Source organism: Streptomyces sp. NPDC050704, assembly GCF_040654355.1.
Taxonomy (GTDB): Bacteria; Actinomycetota; Actinomycetes; order Streptomycetales; family Streptomycetaceae; genus Streptomyces.
Map to the genome: position 1 here is coordinate 112,401 of NZ_JBFAHW010000007.1, position 18,045 is coordinate 130,445.

Annotated in this window: 13 protein-coding genes; 8 read left to right on the plus strand and 5 right to left on the minus strand. The window is 73.8% G+C overall.

What is annotated here, in order from left to right; translation table 11 throughout:
• Window positions 1-273: 273 nt before the first annotated feature.
• The 4 genes from AB0I18_RS05765 (at window position 274) to AB0I18_RS05780 (ending at window position 5,070) form a co-directional block, all read left to right on the plus strand.
• Window positions 274-1,692: a HEAT repeat domain-containing protein gene (locus AB0I18_RS05765; RefSeq protein WP_363104100.1), complete on the plus strand. Its 1,419-nt coding sequence runs from the start codon at window positions 274-276 to the stop codon at window positions 1,690-1,692.
• A gap of 212 nt (window positions 1,693-1,904) precedes the next feature.
• Complete coding sequence (locus AB0I18_RS05770) at window positions 1,905-3,029, plus strand: glycosyltransferase family 1 protein (protein ID WP_363104101.1); 1,125 nt, start codon at window positions 1,905-1,907, stop codon at window positions 3,027-3,029.
• Complete coding sequence (locus tag AB0I18_RS05775; RefSeq protein ID WP_363104102.1) at window positions 3,026-4,219, plus strand: glycosyltransferase; 1,194 nt, start codon at window positions 3,026-3,028, stop codon at window positions 4,217-4,219. Before AB0I18_RS05770 ends, AB0I18_RS05775 begins: the two co-directional genes overlap by 4 nt.
• Window positions 4,216-5,070 (plus strand): SGNH/GDSL hydrolase family protein, encoded by an 855-nt coding sequence (locus AB0I18_RS05780; RefSeq protein WP_363104103.1) that lies wholly within the window; start codon window positions 4,216-4,218, stop codon window positions 5,068-5,070. The genes AB0I18_RS05775 and AB0I18_RS05780 overlap by 4 nt, the downstream gene beginning before the upstream one ends.
• Before the next feature lie 15 nt (window positions 5,071-5,085).
• On the opposite strand, the gene AB0I18_RS05785 is transcribed toward AB0I18_RS05780, so the two are convergent.
• From AB0I18_RS05785 to AB0I18_RS05805, 5 genes are read right to left on the minus strand one after another with little or no spacing between them, the layout of a single operon-like run.
• Entirely contained in the window at window positions 5,086-5,955 is an 870-nt protein-coding gene (locus AB0I18_RS05785; RefSeq protein ID WP_363104104.1) for a biotin-dependent carboxyltransferase family protein, read from the minus strand.
• Entirely contained in the window at window positions 5,952-6,569 is a 618-nt protein-coding gene (locus tag AB0I18_RS05790; protein ID WP_363104105.1) for an allophanate hydrolase subunit 1, read from the minus strand. Before AB0I18_RS05790 ends, AB0I18_RS05785 begins: the two co-directional genes overlap by 4 nt.
• A complete protein-coding gene (locus tag AB0I18_RS05795; protein WP_363104106.1) occupies window positions 6,566-7,324 on the minus strand; it encodes a 5-oxoprolinase subunit PxpA in 759 nt (252 codons plus the stop codon). The genes AB0I18_RS05790 and AB0I18_RS05795 overlap by 4 nt, the downstream gene beginning before the upstream one ends.
• 19 nt (window positions 7,325-7,343) lie before the next feature.
• A complete protein-coding gene (locus tag AB0I18_RS05800; protein ID WP_363104107.1) occupies window positions 7,344-8,189 on the minus strand; it encodes a putative hydro-lyase in 846 nt (281 codons plus the stop codon).
• The gene (locus AB0I18_RS05805; protein ID WP_363104108.1) at window positions 8,186-9,505 is read right to left on the minus strand and encodes an MFS transporter; all 1,320 of its coding nucleotides are present in this window, start codon (window positions 9,503-9,505) and stop codon (window positions 8,186-8,188) included. The genes AB0I18_RS05800 and AB0I18_RS05805 overlap by 4 nt, the downstream gene beginning before the upstream one ends.
• 180 nt (window positions 9,506-9,685) lie before the next feature.
• Here AB0I18_RS05805 and AB0I18_RS05810 point away from each other — a divergent pair, with 180 nt between their 5' ends.
• From AB0I18_RS05810 to AB0I18_RS05825, 4 genes are all read left to right on the plus strand, one after another.
• Window positions 9,686-10,381: a GntR family transcriptional regulator gene (locus AB0I18_RS05810; protein ID WP_363104147.1), complete on the plus strand. Its 696-nt coding sequence runs from the start codon at window positions 9,686-9,688 to the stop codon at window positions 10,379-10,381.
• Between the two features lie 178 nt (window positions 10,382-10,559).
• A complete protein-coding gene (locus tag AB0I18_RS05815; RefSeq protein WP_363104109.1) occupies window positions 10,560-12,086 on the plus strand; it encodes a hypothetical protein in 1,527 nt (508 codons plus the stop codon).
• Between the two features lie 136 nt (window positions 12,087-12,222).
• Window positions 12,223-13,101 carry a hypothetical protein gene (locus AB0I18_RS05820; RefSeq protein WP_363104110.1) on the plus strand — a complete coding sequence of 293 codons (879 nt, stop codon included), beginning with the start codon at window positions 12,223-12,225 and terminating at the stop codon, window positions 13,099-13,101.
• Between the two features lie 79 nt (window positions 13,102-13,180).
• The gene (locus AB0I18_RS05825; protein ID WP_363104111.1) at window positions 13,181-18,043 is read left to right on the plus strand and encodes a hypothetical protein; all 4,863 of its coding nucleotides are present in this window, start codon (window positions 13,181-13,183) and stop codon (window positions 18,041-18,043) included.
• Window positions 18,044-18,045: the final 2 nt, after the last annotated feature.

Below are 18,045 nucleotides of genomic sequence, written 5' to 3' on the forward strand. Positions count from 1 at the left end.
GATTTTGGGAGAGGCGGTACGGGGCCGCCGGAAATGCGGTCGCGGCAGCGAGAACCGCTGGGTCATCATGACGTCGTGATTCACGGACGCGATGGCTGGGCAGATGTTGCCGCACCGCGCGGACCGTGAAGCGGCCCGCACGGGCCACCGACGAGAGGCAGAGGAAGATGGTCTACAGCAAGCAGGAAACGGCGGGCGCCCCGACGTGTTGTCACGTGGCCAGGTAAAGCAGGATCCCCGGTTGCGTCGACGCTTGATGTGAGGCTGTTTCCCATGTTCGATCCGGTCATAGCGCCCAGCGGTACGCTGCTCGGCCTGCTGCAGAGGGGCCGCGGCGACGGCACGCTGCACGCGCTCACCGCACCGCGCGCCGAGGCGCTCGCGGCGCTCAACCACTGCGTGCTGCGCGACCCCCGCCACGACTGGCAGGTGGAGAACCGCTCCCTCTACTACGCACGTCTGTACCTCGATCTGAACGGTGAGCTCGACGACATCGAGGAGCACCTCTTCGAGGCCGAGGACGTGTTCGACACGGACGAGTCACGCACGGGCCTCGCGCTCGCCGTCCTCGGCCACCTCGCCTCGTACGGGCGGCGGGACGCGCTCGAACTGCTGAGGCGGTACGCCGCCGTCGGAGCCAACTGGGCCTGGGCCCTCGACGAACTGGCGCTGCGCGACGACGACACCGGACTGCGCGCCCTCGCCGAACCCGTCCTCGCCCGGTTCCCGGCCGATCCCGAGGGCGAGGCCGAACTGGCCGCCATCGTGCGGGACTCCTTCGAACCCCGGCCCTGGCGGCTGTGGGCCGACGATCCCCGCGAATCCGTCGCCACGCGCGTGCGTGCCGCTCAGGAAGTCGGCTCCTTCGACCGATGGCAACGGCAGATGCGACCGACCGGGCCCCGCCCGGGCTGGAGCGTGCGGGCCGTCTTCGAGTGGGCCCAGCAGGGCATCGAACGCGGAGCCGCACTCCATGTCCCGGCCGCGCGCTGCCTCACGGCCGTCGCCGGACCCGAGGACCGCCCGGAGATCGTCGAGGCCGCCCGCAGCGGAGACGACGGCGCACGCTGCACAGCCCTGCGCTATCTCGCCGACAGCCAGGATCCCGACGTACTGGATCTGATCGAGGCCGCTCAGGCCGCCGGCTCGCGGCTCGTCGTGGACGCCGCCGTGGACGCCTTCGAGCGGATGCGGAGCGTCGCCGCCGTGCAGCGGGCGCGAAGTTGGGTCCATCGGCCCGACGCGCTCGGAGAGTCCGCCGGGCGGGTGCTCGCCTGCCGGGGCGGTGCGCAGGACAGCGAACTCGTCCTCGGCGCGCTGCGCGAAGCCGTACGGGGCGAAGGGCCCGACGCGCCGACCCTGTGGACGCTCGTCGACGGTGCCGGACGGCTCGGCATCGCCTGCGCGGCTCCCGTGCTGCGGCACGTCTACCGGGAGACCGCCTCGTCCCATCTGCGCGGGCGCGCGGCCCGTGCGCTGGCCGCCACCGATCCCTCCTTTCCCGCCGGATTCGCCGTGGAGTGCCTGTGGGACTGCGAGGAGTCGACCCGCGAGGTGGCCGCGCGGCACGCCGAGACCGGTGACGCCCGGGTCGTCGACCAGCTCCGGCGGCTCGCCGCCGATCCGGCCGAGGAGGCCGAGGTACAGACCGCGGTACGCAGCCGCATCGGACCGGACGCGTCCGCCGTGTGAGACCGCTGTACGGGACGGCTGGGTGAGACCGCCGTGCGAGTCCCGGTGTGAGCGTTTCGTCGCCGGCCCGTATCCCGTTGGTACGGGCCCGGACGCCGGGGCGTGACCGGGTCGTGACGCGGGAGCCCGCGGAGCGCAACGCTCATGGGACGTTCCTCGTCCGGAAAGATCCACGTTGACGTGGCCACGTCCAGTGCGACGACAACACGGGTATGCGTGTCGTCATCGTCACCGAGTCCTTTCCCCCTGATGTGAACGGCGTGGCCCACTGCGCTTTCCAGACCGCCCGGCACCTCGTCGAGCGCGGTCACGCCCCCATCGTCGTCGCCCCGGCCACCGCCGCCGGGAGCGGGCCCGACGCTCTCGCGCCGTGCCCCGTCGTCCGAGTCCCCTCCCTACCGCTCCCCGGTTATCCCCAGGTCCGCGTCGCACTCCCCAGCCGACGCGTCGCCGCCGCGATCACCGAACACCGCGCCGACCTCGTCCACCTGGCCAGCCCCTTCGTCCTCGGCGTCCGCGGCATGTCCGCCGCCGCCCGGCTCGGTATCCCCGCCGTGGCCGTCTACCAGACCGACCTCGCCGGATACGCCCGTACGTACATGGGCACGGGCGAGGCCGCCGCCTGGCGCCGCATCCGCTCCGTCCACGCCGCCGCCGATCGCACACTCGCCCCGTCCAGCGCCGCTCTGCACGACCTGGAGGCACACGGTGTGCCCCGGGTGCGACTGTGGCAGCGCGGCGTCGACACCGTCCGTTTCCGACCGGAACACCGCGACGACGCCCTGCGGCGTGAACTCGCCCCGAACGGCGAGCTGATCGTCGGCTACGTGGGCCGGCTCGCCCCCGAGAAGCAGATCGAGCTCCTCGCCGGCGCCTGCGCACTGGACGGCGTACGGGTCGTCGTCGTGGGCGACGGGCCGAGTCAGGCCAGCCTGACGCAGTCGCTACCGGGAGCCGTCTTCCTGGGCCGTCGCACCGGCGACGAACTCGCCCGGATCTTCGCCTCGTTGGACGTCTTCGTGCACACCGGGCCCTTCGAGACCTTCTGCCAGACCGTCCAGGAGGCGATGGCCAGCGGCGTCCCGGTCGTCGCCCCCGCCGCGGGCGGGCCCCTCGACCTGGTGGCCCACGGGCGCACCGGCCTGCTCGTCCCGCCGCGGGACGAGCGAGCCGTACGCGACGCGGTGTGGTCCCTCGCAGCCGATCCCGCGCTGCGGGCCGCGTACGGGGCCACCGCGCGCCGTACCGTCGAAGGCCGCACCTGGGCCGCCGTCGGCGACCAGCTCATCGGGCACTACGCCGACGTGCTCGCCGGCCGGGCGGTGGTCGCGGCATGAGCGGCTCCCTGCGGATCGTCCGGCTCGCCAACTTCGTCGCACCCACCTCGGGCGGGCTGCGGACCGCGCTGCGCGAGCTGGGCACCGGCTACCGGACGGCCGGCCACGAGCCCGTCCTGATCGTGCCCGGAGAGCGCCCCTCGGACCGCGACACCGACCAGGGGCGGGTGATCACCCTGCCGGGCCCGCTGCTGCCCGGCACCGGCGGCTACCGGGTCCTCACCGACAAGCCTCGGGTGGCACGCCTCCTGGACGCACTCGAACCCGACCGGCTGGAGGTCTCGGACCGTACGACGCTGCGCTGGACCGGCGTCTGGGCGCGGCGGGCCCGGGTGCCCGCCGTGATGGTCTCCCACGAGACCGCCGACGGGGTGCTGCGCACCTGGGGGGTGCCGGACGGCATGGCCCGGCGCGCCTCGGACGCCCTCAACCTCCGTACCGCGCACCACTACGCGCGGGTCGTGTGCACCACCGAGTACGCGGAGCGCGAGTTCGTCCGCATCGGCGCACGCAATGTCGTACGCGCCCCGCTGGGCGTCGACCTGGAAGGCCGGCATCCCGCGCTGCGCGACCCGGGGCTGCGCGCCCGGCACGCGCGCGTGGACGAGGTGCTCCTGGTGATGTGCTCCCGGCTGTCCGTCGAGAAGCGGCCCGGCACGGCGCTGGACGCCCTGGAGGCGCTGCTGCGGCGCGGGCAGCGCGCGGTGCTCGTCGTGGCCGGGGACGGGCCGCTGCGCCCGCGGCTCGAACAGCGGGCGCGTGAGCGGCGGTTGCCCGTGACCTTCCTCGGACACGTCGCCGACCGCTCACTGCTGTCCGGGCTCCAGGCCTCCGCCGACGTGTGTCTGGCTCCCGGGCCCGCCGAGACCTTCGGACTCGCCGCCCTGGAGGCCATGGCCTGCGGCACGCCCGTCGTCGCCAGCGCCTCCTCCGCCCTCCCGGAGGTCATCGGCTCCGCCGGAGCCACCGCCGCGGACAACGGAGAGTCCTTCGCGGACGCGGTACGGCTGCTGCTTGACCGTCCCGAGAGCGAGCGGCGGGAGGCCGCACGCGCGCGTGCGGCCTGTTTCGGCTGGCCGGCCGCCGTCGAGGCGTTCCTCACGGCGCACGACGCGGACGTCCGGGTGGAGCGGCCCGGACCGACCGCGGCCGCGCTCTCCGTGGCACGGGCTCGGGAGGGCGTCACATGAGACCGCTGCGGTTCGTGGCGCTGGGGGACTCCCTCACGGAAGGGGTGGGCGATCCCGTCGGCGACGGGTGGCGCGGCTGGGCCGCGCTGCTCGCCGACGGGCTGGCCCCGGCCGACGCCCCCGTGCAGTTCGTCAACTTCGCGGTCAGCGGCGCCCAGACGCGTGACGTCCTGGACCGCCAGACCCCGGCCGCGCTGGCCGTGCGGCCGGACATCGCCTCCGTCGTCGTCGGGGTCAACGACACCCTGAGGTGCACCTTCGACATCCACGCCGTGGCCGAACGCCTCGACACGGTCTACGGGGCGTTCACCGGACAGGGCGCGGTACTGGTCACCGCCTGCCTGCCCGATCCCGGGGCGATGCTGGGGCTGCCGGGGGCGCTGGCCCGGCCGCTCGCACGCCGTCAGCGCGCCGTGAACGCCGTCGTGCACGCGCTCTCCGAGCGGTACGGCGCGGTCCACCTGCACGCCTCGGAGGGGGCGTGGCTCACGGACCGCGCCATGTGGAGCGCGGACCGGCTGCACCCGGGCGAGCAGGGGCACCGGCAACTCGCCGTCCGCTGCCACGCGCTGCTCGCCGAAGCGGGCATCGCGACGGGTCCTGCGCCGTCGCCCGAGCCCGAGTTCCCCGTGCCCACCCGGCAGGCGAGCCTGTGGTGGCTGGCCACCGCCGGCACCGGGTGGGTGGCCCGCCGCTGCACCGACCTGCTGCCGCAACTCCTCACCCTCGCCGCCGACGAGGCCCGCCACCGCGCACGCGGCACCAGCGCCCGCCTCGACCTCAGCGCGTCCCACGCGGTGGCGTCGGCGCTGGCGGCCCTGTCGGTGGCGGAGCATCCGGAGGTTGCCTGACCGTCGGCGAGGGCCTCAACGGCGACGCACGGCCACGAACCGCACCGGTGTGCCCGGGGCGGCCTGGGCCGTGGCGGGGAGGTCGTCGGAGCGGACGACCGCGATCACCGGGTAGCCCCCGGTGGTCGGGTGGTCGGCCAGGAACACCACGGGCCTGCCGTCCGGGGGCACTTGGACGGCGCCGAGGACCATGCCCTCGCTGGGGAGTTCACCCCCGACCGCCCGCTCCAGGGCGGGGCCCTCCGTGCGCAGGCCGATGCGGTTGCTCGCAGAGGACACCCGGTACGTGTGCGTGGTGAGGGTGTGCACGGCCGCTGCCGTGAACCAGTCCTCGCGCGGGCCGAGCGTCACGCGCAGGACGAGTTCGGCCGGGGGGCGCGGCTGCGGGACGACGTCCACGCGCGCGTGGGGGCCGTTCGGCCTCCCCAGGGGAAGCACCGTTCCGTCCGTGAGGGGCGGCGGGCCCAGGCCCGACAGCAGGTCCGTCGACCGGCTGCCGAGCACCGGCTCGACGGCCACCCCGCCCGACACGCCCACGTAAGCGCGTACTCCGGAGACCGCCGTCCCCACGGACAGCAGCGCTCCGGCGGGCACGCGCACCGGTGCTCCCCAGGCGACCGGGCGGCCGTCCACGGATACCGGACAGGGGGCACCGCCGACGGCCACGGTGACCGCCGAACGCGGCCGCACCGCACAGCCGTTGAGCGTGGTCTCCAGGACGGCTGCCTCGGGCGGATTGCCGACGAGCCGGTTCACCAGGGCCGCCGCGGACGCGTCCAGCGCGCCGGAGCGCGGCACGCCCAGGTGCGCGTGACCGGGGCGCCCCTGGTCCTGCACGGTGGTCAGCGCCCCGGCCCGTACGACGACCAGCGCACGGTCCGTCATGCGGACGCCGCCGGGACGAAGCGGACCGGCGTGCCCGGCGACAGCAGCGCGGCCGGCACGCGCGCGTGGTCCCACAGCACCGCGTCCGTCGTGCCGATCAGCCGCCAGCCGCCCGGCGACGCCCGCGGGTACACGCCCGTGTACGGGCCCGCCAGGCCCACCGAACCTGCCGGGACTGTCGTACGGGGCGTCGCGTGCCGAGGCACGTCGTAGTGGGCCGGGAGCCCCGTCAGGTAGCCGAAGCCCGGAGCGAACCCGCAGAAGGCGACCCGGAACCCGGTCGCCGCGTGGATCCGCGCCACCTCCTCCGGGGACACGCCCCAGTGGGCGGCGACGTCCGCCAGATCGGGGCCGTCGTAGCGGATGGGGATCTCCACGGCCTCCTGCGCGCGCGAAGGCACCGGCGGCAACCGGGAGGCGGTCAGCCGGGCGGCCAGCCGGGCGGGCTCGTCGAGACCGTCCAGCAGGACCGTACGGGCCGCGGGCACGATCTCGCGCGCGGAGAGGGAGCCCTCCGCGCGGCGGCGCAGCAGGTCGGCGTGCAGGGCCTGGGCCTCCTCGTCCGTGGACACCTCGACGAGCAGGGCCCGGTCGCCGACCCGAAGTGCCCTCATACGAAGGCCTCCACGCGCACACCCGACTCCTCAAGGCGCGCCCGCACCCGGCGGGCCAGGTCCACCGCGCCGGGCGTGTCGCCGTGCAGGCACAAGGAGCGGGCGCTCACCGTGATCTCGCGCCCGGAACGGGACGTGACCACGCCGGAGCGGGCGAGGGCCAGGGAGCGTTCCACGACGTCCGCGGGATCGGTGAGTACCGCGCCCTCCTGGCCGCGCGGCACGAGCGTGCCCTCCTCGGTGTAGGCGCGGTCCGCGAACGCCTCGGTGACGACCGGGAGTCCGGCCTTCTCAGCCATGTCGAGGAGGCGCGAGCCGGGCAGCCCGAGGACCGGGAGCGAGGGGTCCGCGAGGAGCACGCCGTCGACCACCGCCCCGGCCTGCTCCTCGTCGTGCACGACGCGGTTGTAGAGCGCGCCGTGCGGTTTGACGTACGACACGCGCGTGCCCGCCGCACGCGCGAAGACCTCCAGGGCGCCTATCTGGTAGGCCACTTCGGCCGCCAGTTCGTAGGGCGGCACGTCCATCGCGCGCCGCCCGAAGCCCGCCAGGTCCCGGTAGGAGACCTGGGCGCCGATCCGTACGCCGCGCTCCGCCGCCAGCCCGCACACCCGCCGCATGGTGGCCGCGTCCCCGGCGTGGAAGCCGCAGGCCACGTTGGCGCTGGTGACGACGGACAGCAGCTGTTCGTCGTCGGTCAGGCGCCAGCGGCCGAAGCCCTCGCCCAGGTCGGCGTTGAGATCGATCGAGGTCATGGAGTGTTCGTTCCTCCGGTCAGGCGACGCGGTACTGCTCGTCGCGGGCGTCGGTGATGAACATCTGGCCCGGTGCGTGGGTGATCGCGAACGGCGGGCGCGAGGCCATCACCGCGGCCTGCGGTGTCACACCGCAGGCCCAGAACACCGGGATGTCGTCCTCCTCGGCGTCCACCGGATCGCCGAAGTCGGGGCGTGCGAGGTCCTCGATGCCGAGTCCGCCCGGGTCGCCGCAGTACACCGGGCTGCCGTGCACCGCGGGCAGCAGGCTGGTCTCCCGGATCGCCGCGGGCAGGTGCTCGGGCGGCACCGGGCGCATCGACACCACCATGGGGCCGTGCAGCCGCCCCGCCGGACGGCACTCACGGCTGGTCACGTACATGGAGACGTTGCGCCCCTGCTCGATGTGGCGCATCGGCACGCCCGCCTGGGTCAGCGCCCACTCGAAGGTGAAGCTGCACCCGATGAGGAACGAGACCAGATCGTCGCGCCAGTGGCCCACCACGTCCGTGGGCTCCGCCACCAACTCGCCGTGCTCCCACACCCGGTAGCGCGGGAGATCGGTGCGCAGATCGGCGCCGGGGGCCAGGACGGTCGTCCAGGAACCGGCGTCGGTGACGTCGAGCACCGGGCAGGGCTTCGGGTTGCGCTGGCAGAACAGCAGCATGTCGTACGCCCAGTCGGCGGGCACCGAGATCAGGTTGGCCTGGGTGTGGGCCGCCGCGCAGCCCGCGGTGGCGCCGGACAGACCCGAACGGAAGCGTGCGCGGGCCTCTGCCGGGCTCCACGCGTGCGCGTGCGCGTGGTCGTCGAGGAGGTTCACGGTGCGGTGCTGTGTACTCGATGTGCTCGATGGCCAGTTCACACGAGCTCCTTCCCACGGGTCTCCGGCAGGCCGATCAGGGCCAGTGCCGCGAGACCGTATCCGATCGCGCCGAAGACCAGCGCGCCCCCGACGCCCCAGCTGTCGGCCAGGAAGCCGACCAGCGTCGGGAAGACCGCGCCCACGGCACGGCCGGTGTTGTACGTGAAGCCCTGCCCCGTGCCGCGCACCGCCGTCGGGTACAGCTCGCTGAGGAACGAGCCGAAGCCGCTGAAGATCGCCGACATACAGAAGCCGAGCGGGAAACCGAGCACGAGGACAAGGGTGTTGGCGCCGCTCGGGATGTTCGCGTAGGCCAGGATGCAGATCGCCGAGAGGACCGCGAAGAGCAGGATGTTGCGTTTGCGGCCCAGCCTGTCGGTGAGATAGCCGCCGGTCAGGTAGCCGAGGAAGGCCCCGGAGATCAGGAACGTCAGGTAGCCGCCGGTGCCGACGACGGACAGCCCGCGGTCCGTCTTCAGGTACGTGGGGACCCATGTGGCCAGCGTGTAGTAGCCGCCCTGGACGCCCGTGGAGAGCAGGACCGCGAAGACCGTGGTGCGCAGGAGGCCGGGCGAGTCCGCCGTGGCAGGCTTGAAGATGGCCGCGAACGAACCCTTCTGGGGGCTCTTCTTGCGGAGTTCGGCCGCTTCCGGGGCGTCGTGCACGTTGCGGCGCACCCAGATCACCAGTAGGGCCGGCAGCGCCCCGGTCCAGAACATCACGCGCCAGGCGACGTCGTCGTCCAGGAACTGGAAGACCATCGTGTAGACGATCACGGCGAGTCCCCAGCCGACGGCCCAGGAACTCTGGATCGCGCCGAGCGTACGGCCCCGGTGCTTGGGACTCGCGTACTCCGCGACCAGGATCGCGCCGACCGCCCACTCGCCGCCGAAACCGAGCCCCTGAAGAGCCCGGAAGACCAGCAGGGTCTCGTAGTTGGGCGCGAAACCGCAGGCCACGGTGAAGACCGCGTACGTGATGACGGTGATCATCAGCGCCTTGACGCGCCCGATCCGGTCCGCGATCACGCCCGCCGCGGCCCCACCGATCGCCGACACGACCAGCGTGACCGTCGTGAACAGCCCGGTCTGGCCGCTGTTGAGGCCGAAGTACGCCGCCAGGGCCACCATGCTCAGCGGCAGCGTGAAGTAGTCGTACGAGTCCAGGGCATAGCCGCCGAACGCGCCGCCGAAGGCCCGGCGACCGCGCGGACCGAGGGCCCGCAGCCAGGCGAACGCACCCTCGTCGGCGGTGGGTTCACCCGCTCCGGGGCGCGTTTCGGCGGGCAGGGCCTGCGGTGGAGGGGTCGTGCTCATGGGCACCTCGCAGTTGAGGGGACGGGAGGGTGCTTGCTGACTGAGCCGTGCCATGCGGAAGCCGTCGGCACCGGGGGAGCGGTCGGTGCCTGACTAGCAAGGTAGAGGATCGTTGAACGATCCCTCAATACCCATGTTGTTTCGTTCTTGTATCTGCGATTGAATTCAGGCGTGGCCGAACTGAACGGACTACTGCACGGACTGGCGGACGACCGCGCGCTGCTGGGCCGCACCAGCACCGCCGAGCGGGTCTCGGACATCCTCAGGAGCCGGATCGCCGAGGGGTACTTCCCGCCCGGCACGCGGCTGTCCGAGGACAGCATCGGCGGGGCGCTCGGCGTGTCCCGCAACACACTGCGCGAGGCGTTCCGGCTGCTCACGCACGAACGACTGCTGGTCCACGAGCTCAACCGGGGTGTCTTCGTAAGGGTCCTGAGCGTCGAGGACGTCGAGGACATCTACCGCACCCGCAGCCTCGTCGAAGGCGCCGTGGTACGCGGACTCGGCAAGCCGCCGTACGCCCTGGACGGGCTCGCCGAGGCTGTCGCGGACGGGCGGCGGGCGGCGGGCGGCAGTGACTGGAAAGGCCTGGGCACGGCGAACATCCACTTCCACCGCGAACTGGTCGCGCTCGCCGGCAGCGCCCGCACCGACGAACTGATGCGCAGCGTCTTCGCCGAACTGCGGCTCGCCTTCCACCTCGTGGACGACCCGAAGCGCCTGCACGAGCCGTACCTCGCCCGCAACGGCCAAATACTGCAAGCCCTCCAGGACGGCGACCGCGAGAAGGCCGAGAGCCTGCTGGCGGTGTACCTCGACGACTCCCGCAAGAGGGTCGTGGAGGTCTACGGCCGCAGAGTGGCAGAGGACGCCTGAGCTGAGGGGGCGCCCCCGAAGGGGCGCGGGGCTGTGACATTTGCGGCTCCGCCGCGTGGGCGCGACCAGCCACGGTCAACCCGCAGTCGACAAACAACCCGCAGCCATCCGGCGCCACCCGCGGAGCGCTTCGCGCCCGTTTGGGCCGTTGTCAGACCTAGCACCTAGTCTGTGCACCGTGACTTCGCCTGCATCGACGGACAGCGTTCCGCCCCAGCTCAGCGCGGGGCCGCGCCCCGCTCCGGGCCCGGCCGCCGACGAGGGACTGGCGCGGCGCCTGCGCGCGCTCGCCTGCACCGCGCCGCTGCACGACCTCGACGTGCGCAAGGCGAACCTCGCGGGTGAGTACTCGGTGTACGGGATGGCGGAGGTGGCCCTCGCCGCCATCGACCTCGTCACGCTGAACATGGACTTCGACACCGGCGCCGACCACGACCAGATAGTGGCCAGGCTCATTCCGCGCATCGCCGCCCAGGCCCCGCGCCGGCCGGTCGCCGAGCACGAGCGCGTCGCCCGCTGGGTCCTGGAGAACCTGATCAACGTCGGCAGTGTCGACCGCGGCTTCCGGGCCGTATACGGCACGTTCGCGCCCGACGGCTCCTATGTGCGCCGCGACTACGACTTCAAGCTGATCGAGGAGGTGCCCGGCTACGGGGGGAGCGTGTATCTCCGTACGACGGACGAGGCGGTCAACGTCCTCGTGGGCGCGCTCGACACCGACGTCACCAGTGCCCAGATCGCCGCCGAGGTCAAGCTGGAGGTGCTGATCAGCCGCGGCCGTCTCGCCGACGCGCAGCTCGCCGCCGAGCAGGCCCGCTACCGGACCGTGCAGTACTCGGAGACGCTGCGCAGGGCCCTGGACGCGACCCGGCGCAACGTACGGGCGGTGGACTGGCTGCAGGCCGTGCCCGACATGATCGCTGAGGCGCTCGACCACGTCGCCGACCGCTACCGGCACGAGAACGCGATCCTCACCAACATCCGCAAGGCGCGGGACGAGTCCGAGGACCCCGAGCAGAAGCGCCGGGCCGCCGAGCTCGTCGACATCGTCAAGGACTGCATCCGGCGTCACACGCAGTTGCAGTCCCGGCTTCTGGAGGCCGGGCCGCTGTTCCGCGCCGAGCAGGACCGGCAGGCGTTCGGGACGCCCATGACGACATCGGGGATCGACCTCTACGGGCATCTCGTCGCGCCGGTGCTGCCGCTGCCCGTCGAGCAGGCGCTGCGGGTGACGGACGCGTTCTTCGCGCGCGGGACGGGGCTGCGGACGCCGGTGTCCGTACGGGTCGGGGATCTCGTCGACATACTGCTGACGCCGCCGCTGGAGCGGGAGCATCTCGGGGCGGAGATGCCGGAACCGGATCTGATCGCCACGCCTGACGACAGCCGGTTCAGTGAGGAGCAGCTCGGGTGGGCCATGGAGCTGCTCGACCTGCCGTCCGACGCGCCTCGGCGGTTGTCGGGGCTGCTTGCCGACGCGCGTCGGCAGGATCCTGAACTGCCTTATCTGGTGGCGCTGTTGGCGGTGCACGCGGCCAGTCCGCCGGTGGGTACCGCGTATCGGCAGGGCGAGGAGAAGCTGTTGTTCGCGGTGGATGACGGGACCGAGCTGGACGATCCGGAATTCGGTGGGGCCGATCTCATTGTGGGGATGGCTCTGCTGGATGCGGTGGGGATGGCTGCGGGTCGTTCGGAGGCCGCGTGATGACCCACAGGCCGTCGGTTGGCTGCGGGCCGTCTGTGGCTGGTCGCGCCCACGCGGCGGAGCCGCAAATGTCACAGCCCCGCGCCCCTTATAGGGGCGCCCTTGTCCCCGTATCTCTGAACAAGGAGCCCTTGCTGTGACCGAGCCCGTTGAGTGGAGTGAGCCGGCGGCCGCCGCGCCGGTGGCTGCCGCCGCTGTCACGCCCGCTGACGCCGCTGATGCCGCGCGGCTTGTGGCGTTCGGGCTGCAGCCCAAGCTTCAGCCCGCGCGGGATCAGGAGTACGCCGAGTTGCTGCGCCGGTATCGCGAGGACCCGCCGTTCGCGCGGCTCGCCGACGCCGTGGCCGCCGGGCTCGGGCTCATCGTGCTGGAGGTGTCCTCGCGCGCGGGGATGGCGGTGACCGCCGCCGAGGACTCGGTGTTCGCCGTGCGCATGGGCGACTACGCGCGGCGGGCGTCCGCCGACTCGGGTGACCGGTTCCTGCACGGGCTCGCGCATCTCGCCGTCGCCGCCATGGCGTTCCCGCGGCCCGAGGACCTCGCCGACGACGGGTACATCGGGCGGGTGTCGGTCAACGGCGTGGACGCGTTCGTACGGCAGGCCTGCCGGCGGCTGGAGGAGCGGGCCGAGGAGACGGGCGAGAACAGCGACCCGGCGACCGACGCACCCGGCCTGGAGGCGGCCTGGCGGATCTGGGCGCGGCGCAGTTCCACCGGGGCGACCAAGGACGCGCGAAGACTGGCCGGTTCGACCACCGGCATCATCGGCAAGGCCGTCGCGTTCCTCACCGACTCCGGGTTCCTGCAGCGGACCGGGGACGACTCCGGGGGGACGTACCGCACGACGGCCCGCTACCAGCTCCAGGTCCGCGACATGGCGGGCAGCGCGGCCATGGCCGAGCTGCTGGAGCTGGGCATCGTGCCGGTCACCGACGGCACCGCGAGTCTGCTGCCCGCCGAGGACACCGACGACCTGGAGCTGGCGGCCGACGCCGGGCTGCCGTTCCACTCCTGACCCCCACCGACCGCAACCCCACCAACCACAATTCCACCGACCGCACCGACTTCCCCCACGACTACGAGAGTCCGCCGCCATGTACGAGCTGTCCCGGGTCCGCCTCTACTCCATCGGTCCTGCCGGTGCGCGCTACGCCGACACCGTGCTGGACCTGCGGGGTGTCGGCGAGCCCGTGCCCGACCCCGCGCCCACGCAGGCGGAGTTCTTCGCGGAGGAGCCCGTCGGGCCGCCGCGCCGCCCCGCGCCCGCCGGTGTGCTCTTCCTGGAGAACGGCGGCGGCAAGTCGGTCCTGCTCAAGCTGATCTTCTCCGTGATGCTGCCCGGTCACCGGAACACGCTCGGCGGCGCCAGCTCCGGCGTGCTGCGCAAGTTCCTGCTCGCGGACGACTGCGGACACGTGGCGCTGGAGTGGCAGCACACGCTGACCGGCGAGTGTGTCGTGGTCGGCAAGGTGTGCGAGTGGCGGGGGCGTCAGGTCTCCAACGACCCCCGGAAGTTCGCCGAGGCCTGGTACTCGTTCCGGCCAGGACCCGGGCTGAGCCTGGACAACCTGCCGGTCGCCGAGGCCACCGCCGTGCGGCCGTCGGCGGAGGGGGCTTCCGGCGCGCAGGGGCGGCGGCGCACGATGAAGGGCTTCCGGGACGCGCTCACCGAGGCGGGCAAGGCGTATCCGCACCTCGAAGTGCACTGGGAGGAGATCCACGACCGCTGGATCGAGCACCTCGGCGACCTGGGCCTCGACCCCGAACTCTTCCGCTACCAGCGCGAGATGAACGCCGACGAGGGAGAGGCAGCCGGTCTCTTCGCCGTCAAGAAGGACTCCGACTTCACCGACCTGCTGCTGCGCGCCGTCACCGACACCAGGGACACCGACGGGCTCGCCGACCTGGTGGGCGGGTTCGGCAACAAGCTGGGGCGGCGGGCCGAGCTGATCGCCGAGCGGGAGTTCACGGCCGGGTCCGTGGACCTGCTCGGCCGGATCGTCGAGGCGGCCGGCACCCGGTCCCGCGCGCGGGACATCCACGCGGCCGCCGAGCGGCGTACGCGCACGCTGGCCCGGCGGCTCTCGGCGCGGGCCGGGCAGGAGAGGGGGCGCACCGGCGACCTCGCCCAGCAGGTCACCGCCGCCGCGCACCGGGTCACCGAGGCCGAGGGCTCCAGGCAGCGCAGCGCGCTGATCGCGGCCGAACTCGCCTACCGGCACGCCTCGTTGGCGCTCGCCAACGCCGAGAAGGGCGCGGCCGCCCAGAAGCGCGAGCTCGCCGACGCGCGCACCCTGCACTCCGCGTGGCAGGCCGCCGAACTCGTGCTGCGGCACCGCGCCGCCGCCGACCGCTCCGCGCGGGTGTCCGACGCGATCCGTGAGGCCGAGCGGGACGCCGCGCCCGCGCTCGCCGCGCGCGCCCGGGCCGCCGTCGATCTCGTACGCGCTCTGCACGCCGCGGCCGAAGGGGCCGAGACGGTCGCCAACGAGGAGGAGGAGCGGTCCGCCGCGCTCCAGGAGGTCGGCGAGGCCGCCCACCGGGACGCCACGTCCGCCGCCACCGAGGCGCAGCGCGCCCGCAGCGAGATCGGCCATCTGCGCCAGCGCCTCGGCGAGGTCGAGCAGGAGACCGCCGAGGCGGTACGGGCCGGATGGCTCGACGACACCGCCCCGGACGCCGACCCGGCCCGCGCCGCGCTCGCCGCCAGCGACGCGGAGAAGGCCGCCGTCGCCGCCTGGGACACCGCACGCGAGGCGTCCCGCCGTACTACGGAGCACGCCCGCGAAGCGGCTTCCGCCGAGTCCCGCGCCGAACTCACGGCGGCCCGCGCGGCCGACGCCGCGTCGGCGGCCGAGCGCGCGTACGACGCGGAGCGTCGGACCGCCGAGTCGCTGGCGGGGGAGGAGCGGCTGGCCGAGCTGCTGAGCCTGCCGGGCGCCTCAGGCGGCGCGGCGGGCTCCGGGCGCCCAGGGATGCCGCGGCCGCGCCACGGCGTGGGCGGAGCGCAGGCCACGCGGGGCGGCTCTGCCGAGGGCGGCACGACCACCGGCGACGCGGGAGCGGACGGAGCCGGGCGGGGGCACGCGTCGGGCCGAGCTTCGGGTTCCGCCCCCGGCGGGGAGACCGGGCGCTCATCCGGCCGCGAGACGTCGGCCGCGCGCGGCGCCGACGCGGCGGGGGCCCGCCGAGCGGGCGGTGGCACGTCCGCCGATGCCTGGCCCGACGGTGAAGGCCCCCTGTCGGCCGAGGAGTTGGACCACTACGCCGACAACCTCAAGGAGCTCCTGGACGACGGAGTGGCGTCCGCCGAGCGGCAGCTCTTCGAGCTGCGGACCGCCGCGGCCGACGACGCCCGGATCCTCGGCGCGCTCGGCGACGGCGGGCTGCTGCCACCAGGACCCGACGTGCTGGCCACCGTGGCGTACCTGGGCGAGCACGGCATCCCCGCGCTCCCCGGCTGGCGCTATCTCGCCCAGGCCGTCGACCCCGTCGACCACGCGCGCGTGCTGGCCGCCAGGCCCGAGCTGGTCGACGGCGTGATCATCACGGATCCGGACACGCACGCACGGGCCCGGGAGGCCCTCGCCGACGCCGCGCTGCTGCCGCGCTCCGCCGTCGCCGTCGGTACGGCCGCCGCGCTGCTCGCCCCGACCCCGGCCCAGGACGATGGCGACGGAGACGTCTTCCTCGTACCGCCGAACCCGGCCATGCACGACGAGCACGCCGCCGACGAGGAGCGGCAGACGCTGCGCACGCGTGCGACCGAACGGGACGACGAGATCCGGGAGTTGGCGGCCCGGCTGGCCAAGGACCGGGAGCTGGCCGCGCGGCTCGCCTCCTGGCGCACCGGCTGCCCGGCCGGGCGGCTCGTCGAACTCGGCACGGCGGCCCACGAAGCGCGCGCGTTCGCCGAGGAGGCCGAGGCCGAGCTCGCCGAGGCGCGTACCGTCCGGGCCGAGGCCGACGAAGCGGCGGCCGAGGCGGCACTCGCACGGGACGAGCGGCAGGAGGCCGCGCAGCGGGCCCGGCGGGCCGCCGACGCGCTCGCCGGGCTCGCCTTCCGGCTGCGCGAGCGCGCCGGCTGGCAGGTCAAACTGCGTGAACTCGCCGACGAGGCGGCCGAGTCGGAGGCCCGCGCCCAGTCCTGTCTGGAGCGCGCCCGCGCCGCCGACGAGGACCGGCGCGGCGCCCAGCGCGCCGCCGACGACGCCCGCCGCACGGCCCGCGCGCTGCGCGCCGAGCGCGCGGAGATCGCCGGCGCCCCCGACGACGTACCGGAGGCCGGGTCGGCCGCGGCGAAGTCGTCCCTGCCGGCCCTCCGCGAGGCCTACCGCGCCGCCTCCCAGCTCTACGAGAAGGTCGGCGTCGGCGCCGACCTGCGGGCCGAGCAGGCCAGGGCGGAGAGCGACGAGAGCGGGGCGCTCGCGGAGCTGGACCGGCTGAGCAACAAGGTGCGTACGCGCGCCGCCCAGCTCCTCGAATCCACCGACGGCTCCGACGGACCGTCCCGGCAGGCGGCCGCCGCCCGCGCCGAGGAGCTGGTCCAGCTCCTCGAAAGCCGCGCGTCGACCGCGAGCGAGCAGCTCGGGCGGCTGCGCGGCGAGGCCGAGCGGCACGCGCCCGAGGACGGCGAGGAGGCGCACACCGAACTGCCCGAGGAACTGGTACCGCGCGACGCCGAGCACGCGCAGAGCCTGCTGCGCACCGCCACCGGCGAACTCGCCTCCCGCACCGACGCGTTGGGCCTGGCGCGCGAGGCCCACGCCGAACTGCTCGACGCCCACCGCGCCGCCGAGGACGCGGCCGGCGGCTTCGACGAGACGTCCGCCCTGCTCCGGGACCTCCTCAGGGAGCACTCGGACGAGGAGCAGCAGGAGCCCGAGCCGTATCCCGGCACCCTCGAAGAGGCCCGGCAGTCCGCCGCCGAGGCCCGCCGCTCGCTACGCGGCTGCGCCGCCGACCTCTCCGCCGCCGAGGCGGCCGTGCGCGAGGCCAGCGACATCCTCGTACGGCATGCCAACTCGACGCGCTACGAGCAGGTACGAACCCCCGCCCGTCAGCAGATCCGCGAGCTTCCCGCGTCCGCGCTGCCCGAGCACGCGCAGAAGTGGGCGGACGCCTTCGCACCCCGACTCCGGGTCCTGACCGACGAGTTGGCGCAGCTGGAGCGCAACCGGGACTCGATCGTGGACCGGCTGCGCGGACTCGTGGAGTCGTCGCTCGCCACGCTCAGGTCCGCCCAGCGGCTGTCCCGTCTGCCGGAAGGGCTCGGGGAGTGGTCGGGGCAGGAGTTCCTGCGCATCCGCTTCGAGGAGCCCGACCAGGCCACGCTCGCCGAGCGGCTCGGCGAGGTCGTCGACGAGGCGACCCGCGCCGCCGTCAAGAAGAACTCCGACATGCGCCGCGACGGCATGTCCCTGCTGCTCAGAGGAGTCGGCGCGGCCCTCCAGCCCAAGGGCGTCGCCGTCGAGATCCTCAAGCCGGACGCCGTGCTGCGCGCCGAGCGCGTTCCCGTCGGACAGATGGGCGACGTGTTCTCCGGCGGCCAGCTGCTCACCGCCGCCATCGCCCTGTACTGCACGATGGCGGCCCTGCGCTCCAACGACCGGGGCCGCGACAAGCACCGGCACGCGGGCACGCTGTTCCTGGACAACCCCATCGGGCGCGCCAACGCCACGTACCTGCTCGAACTCCAGCGGGCCGTCTCGGACGCGCTCGGTGTCCAACTCCTCTACACCACCGGCCTGTTCGACACGACCGCGCTCGCCGAGTTCCCGCTCGTCATCCGGCTGCGCAACGACGCCGACCTGCGTGCCGGGCTCAAGTACATCAGCGTGGAGGAACACCTGCGGCCGGGACTGCCGCAGCAGACCCCGGCCGGGGAGGGGGAGACGGTGCACAGCGAGATCACGGCGACGCGGATGTACAAACGACCCGCGCCCCAAGGCACCTGACG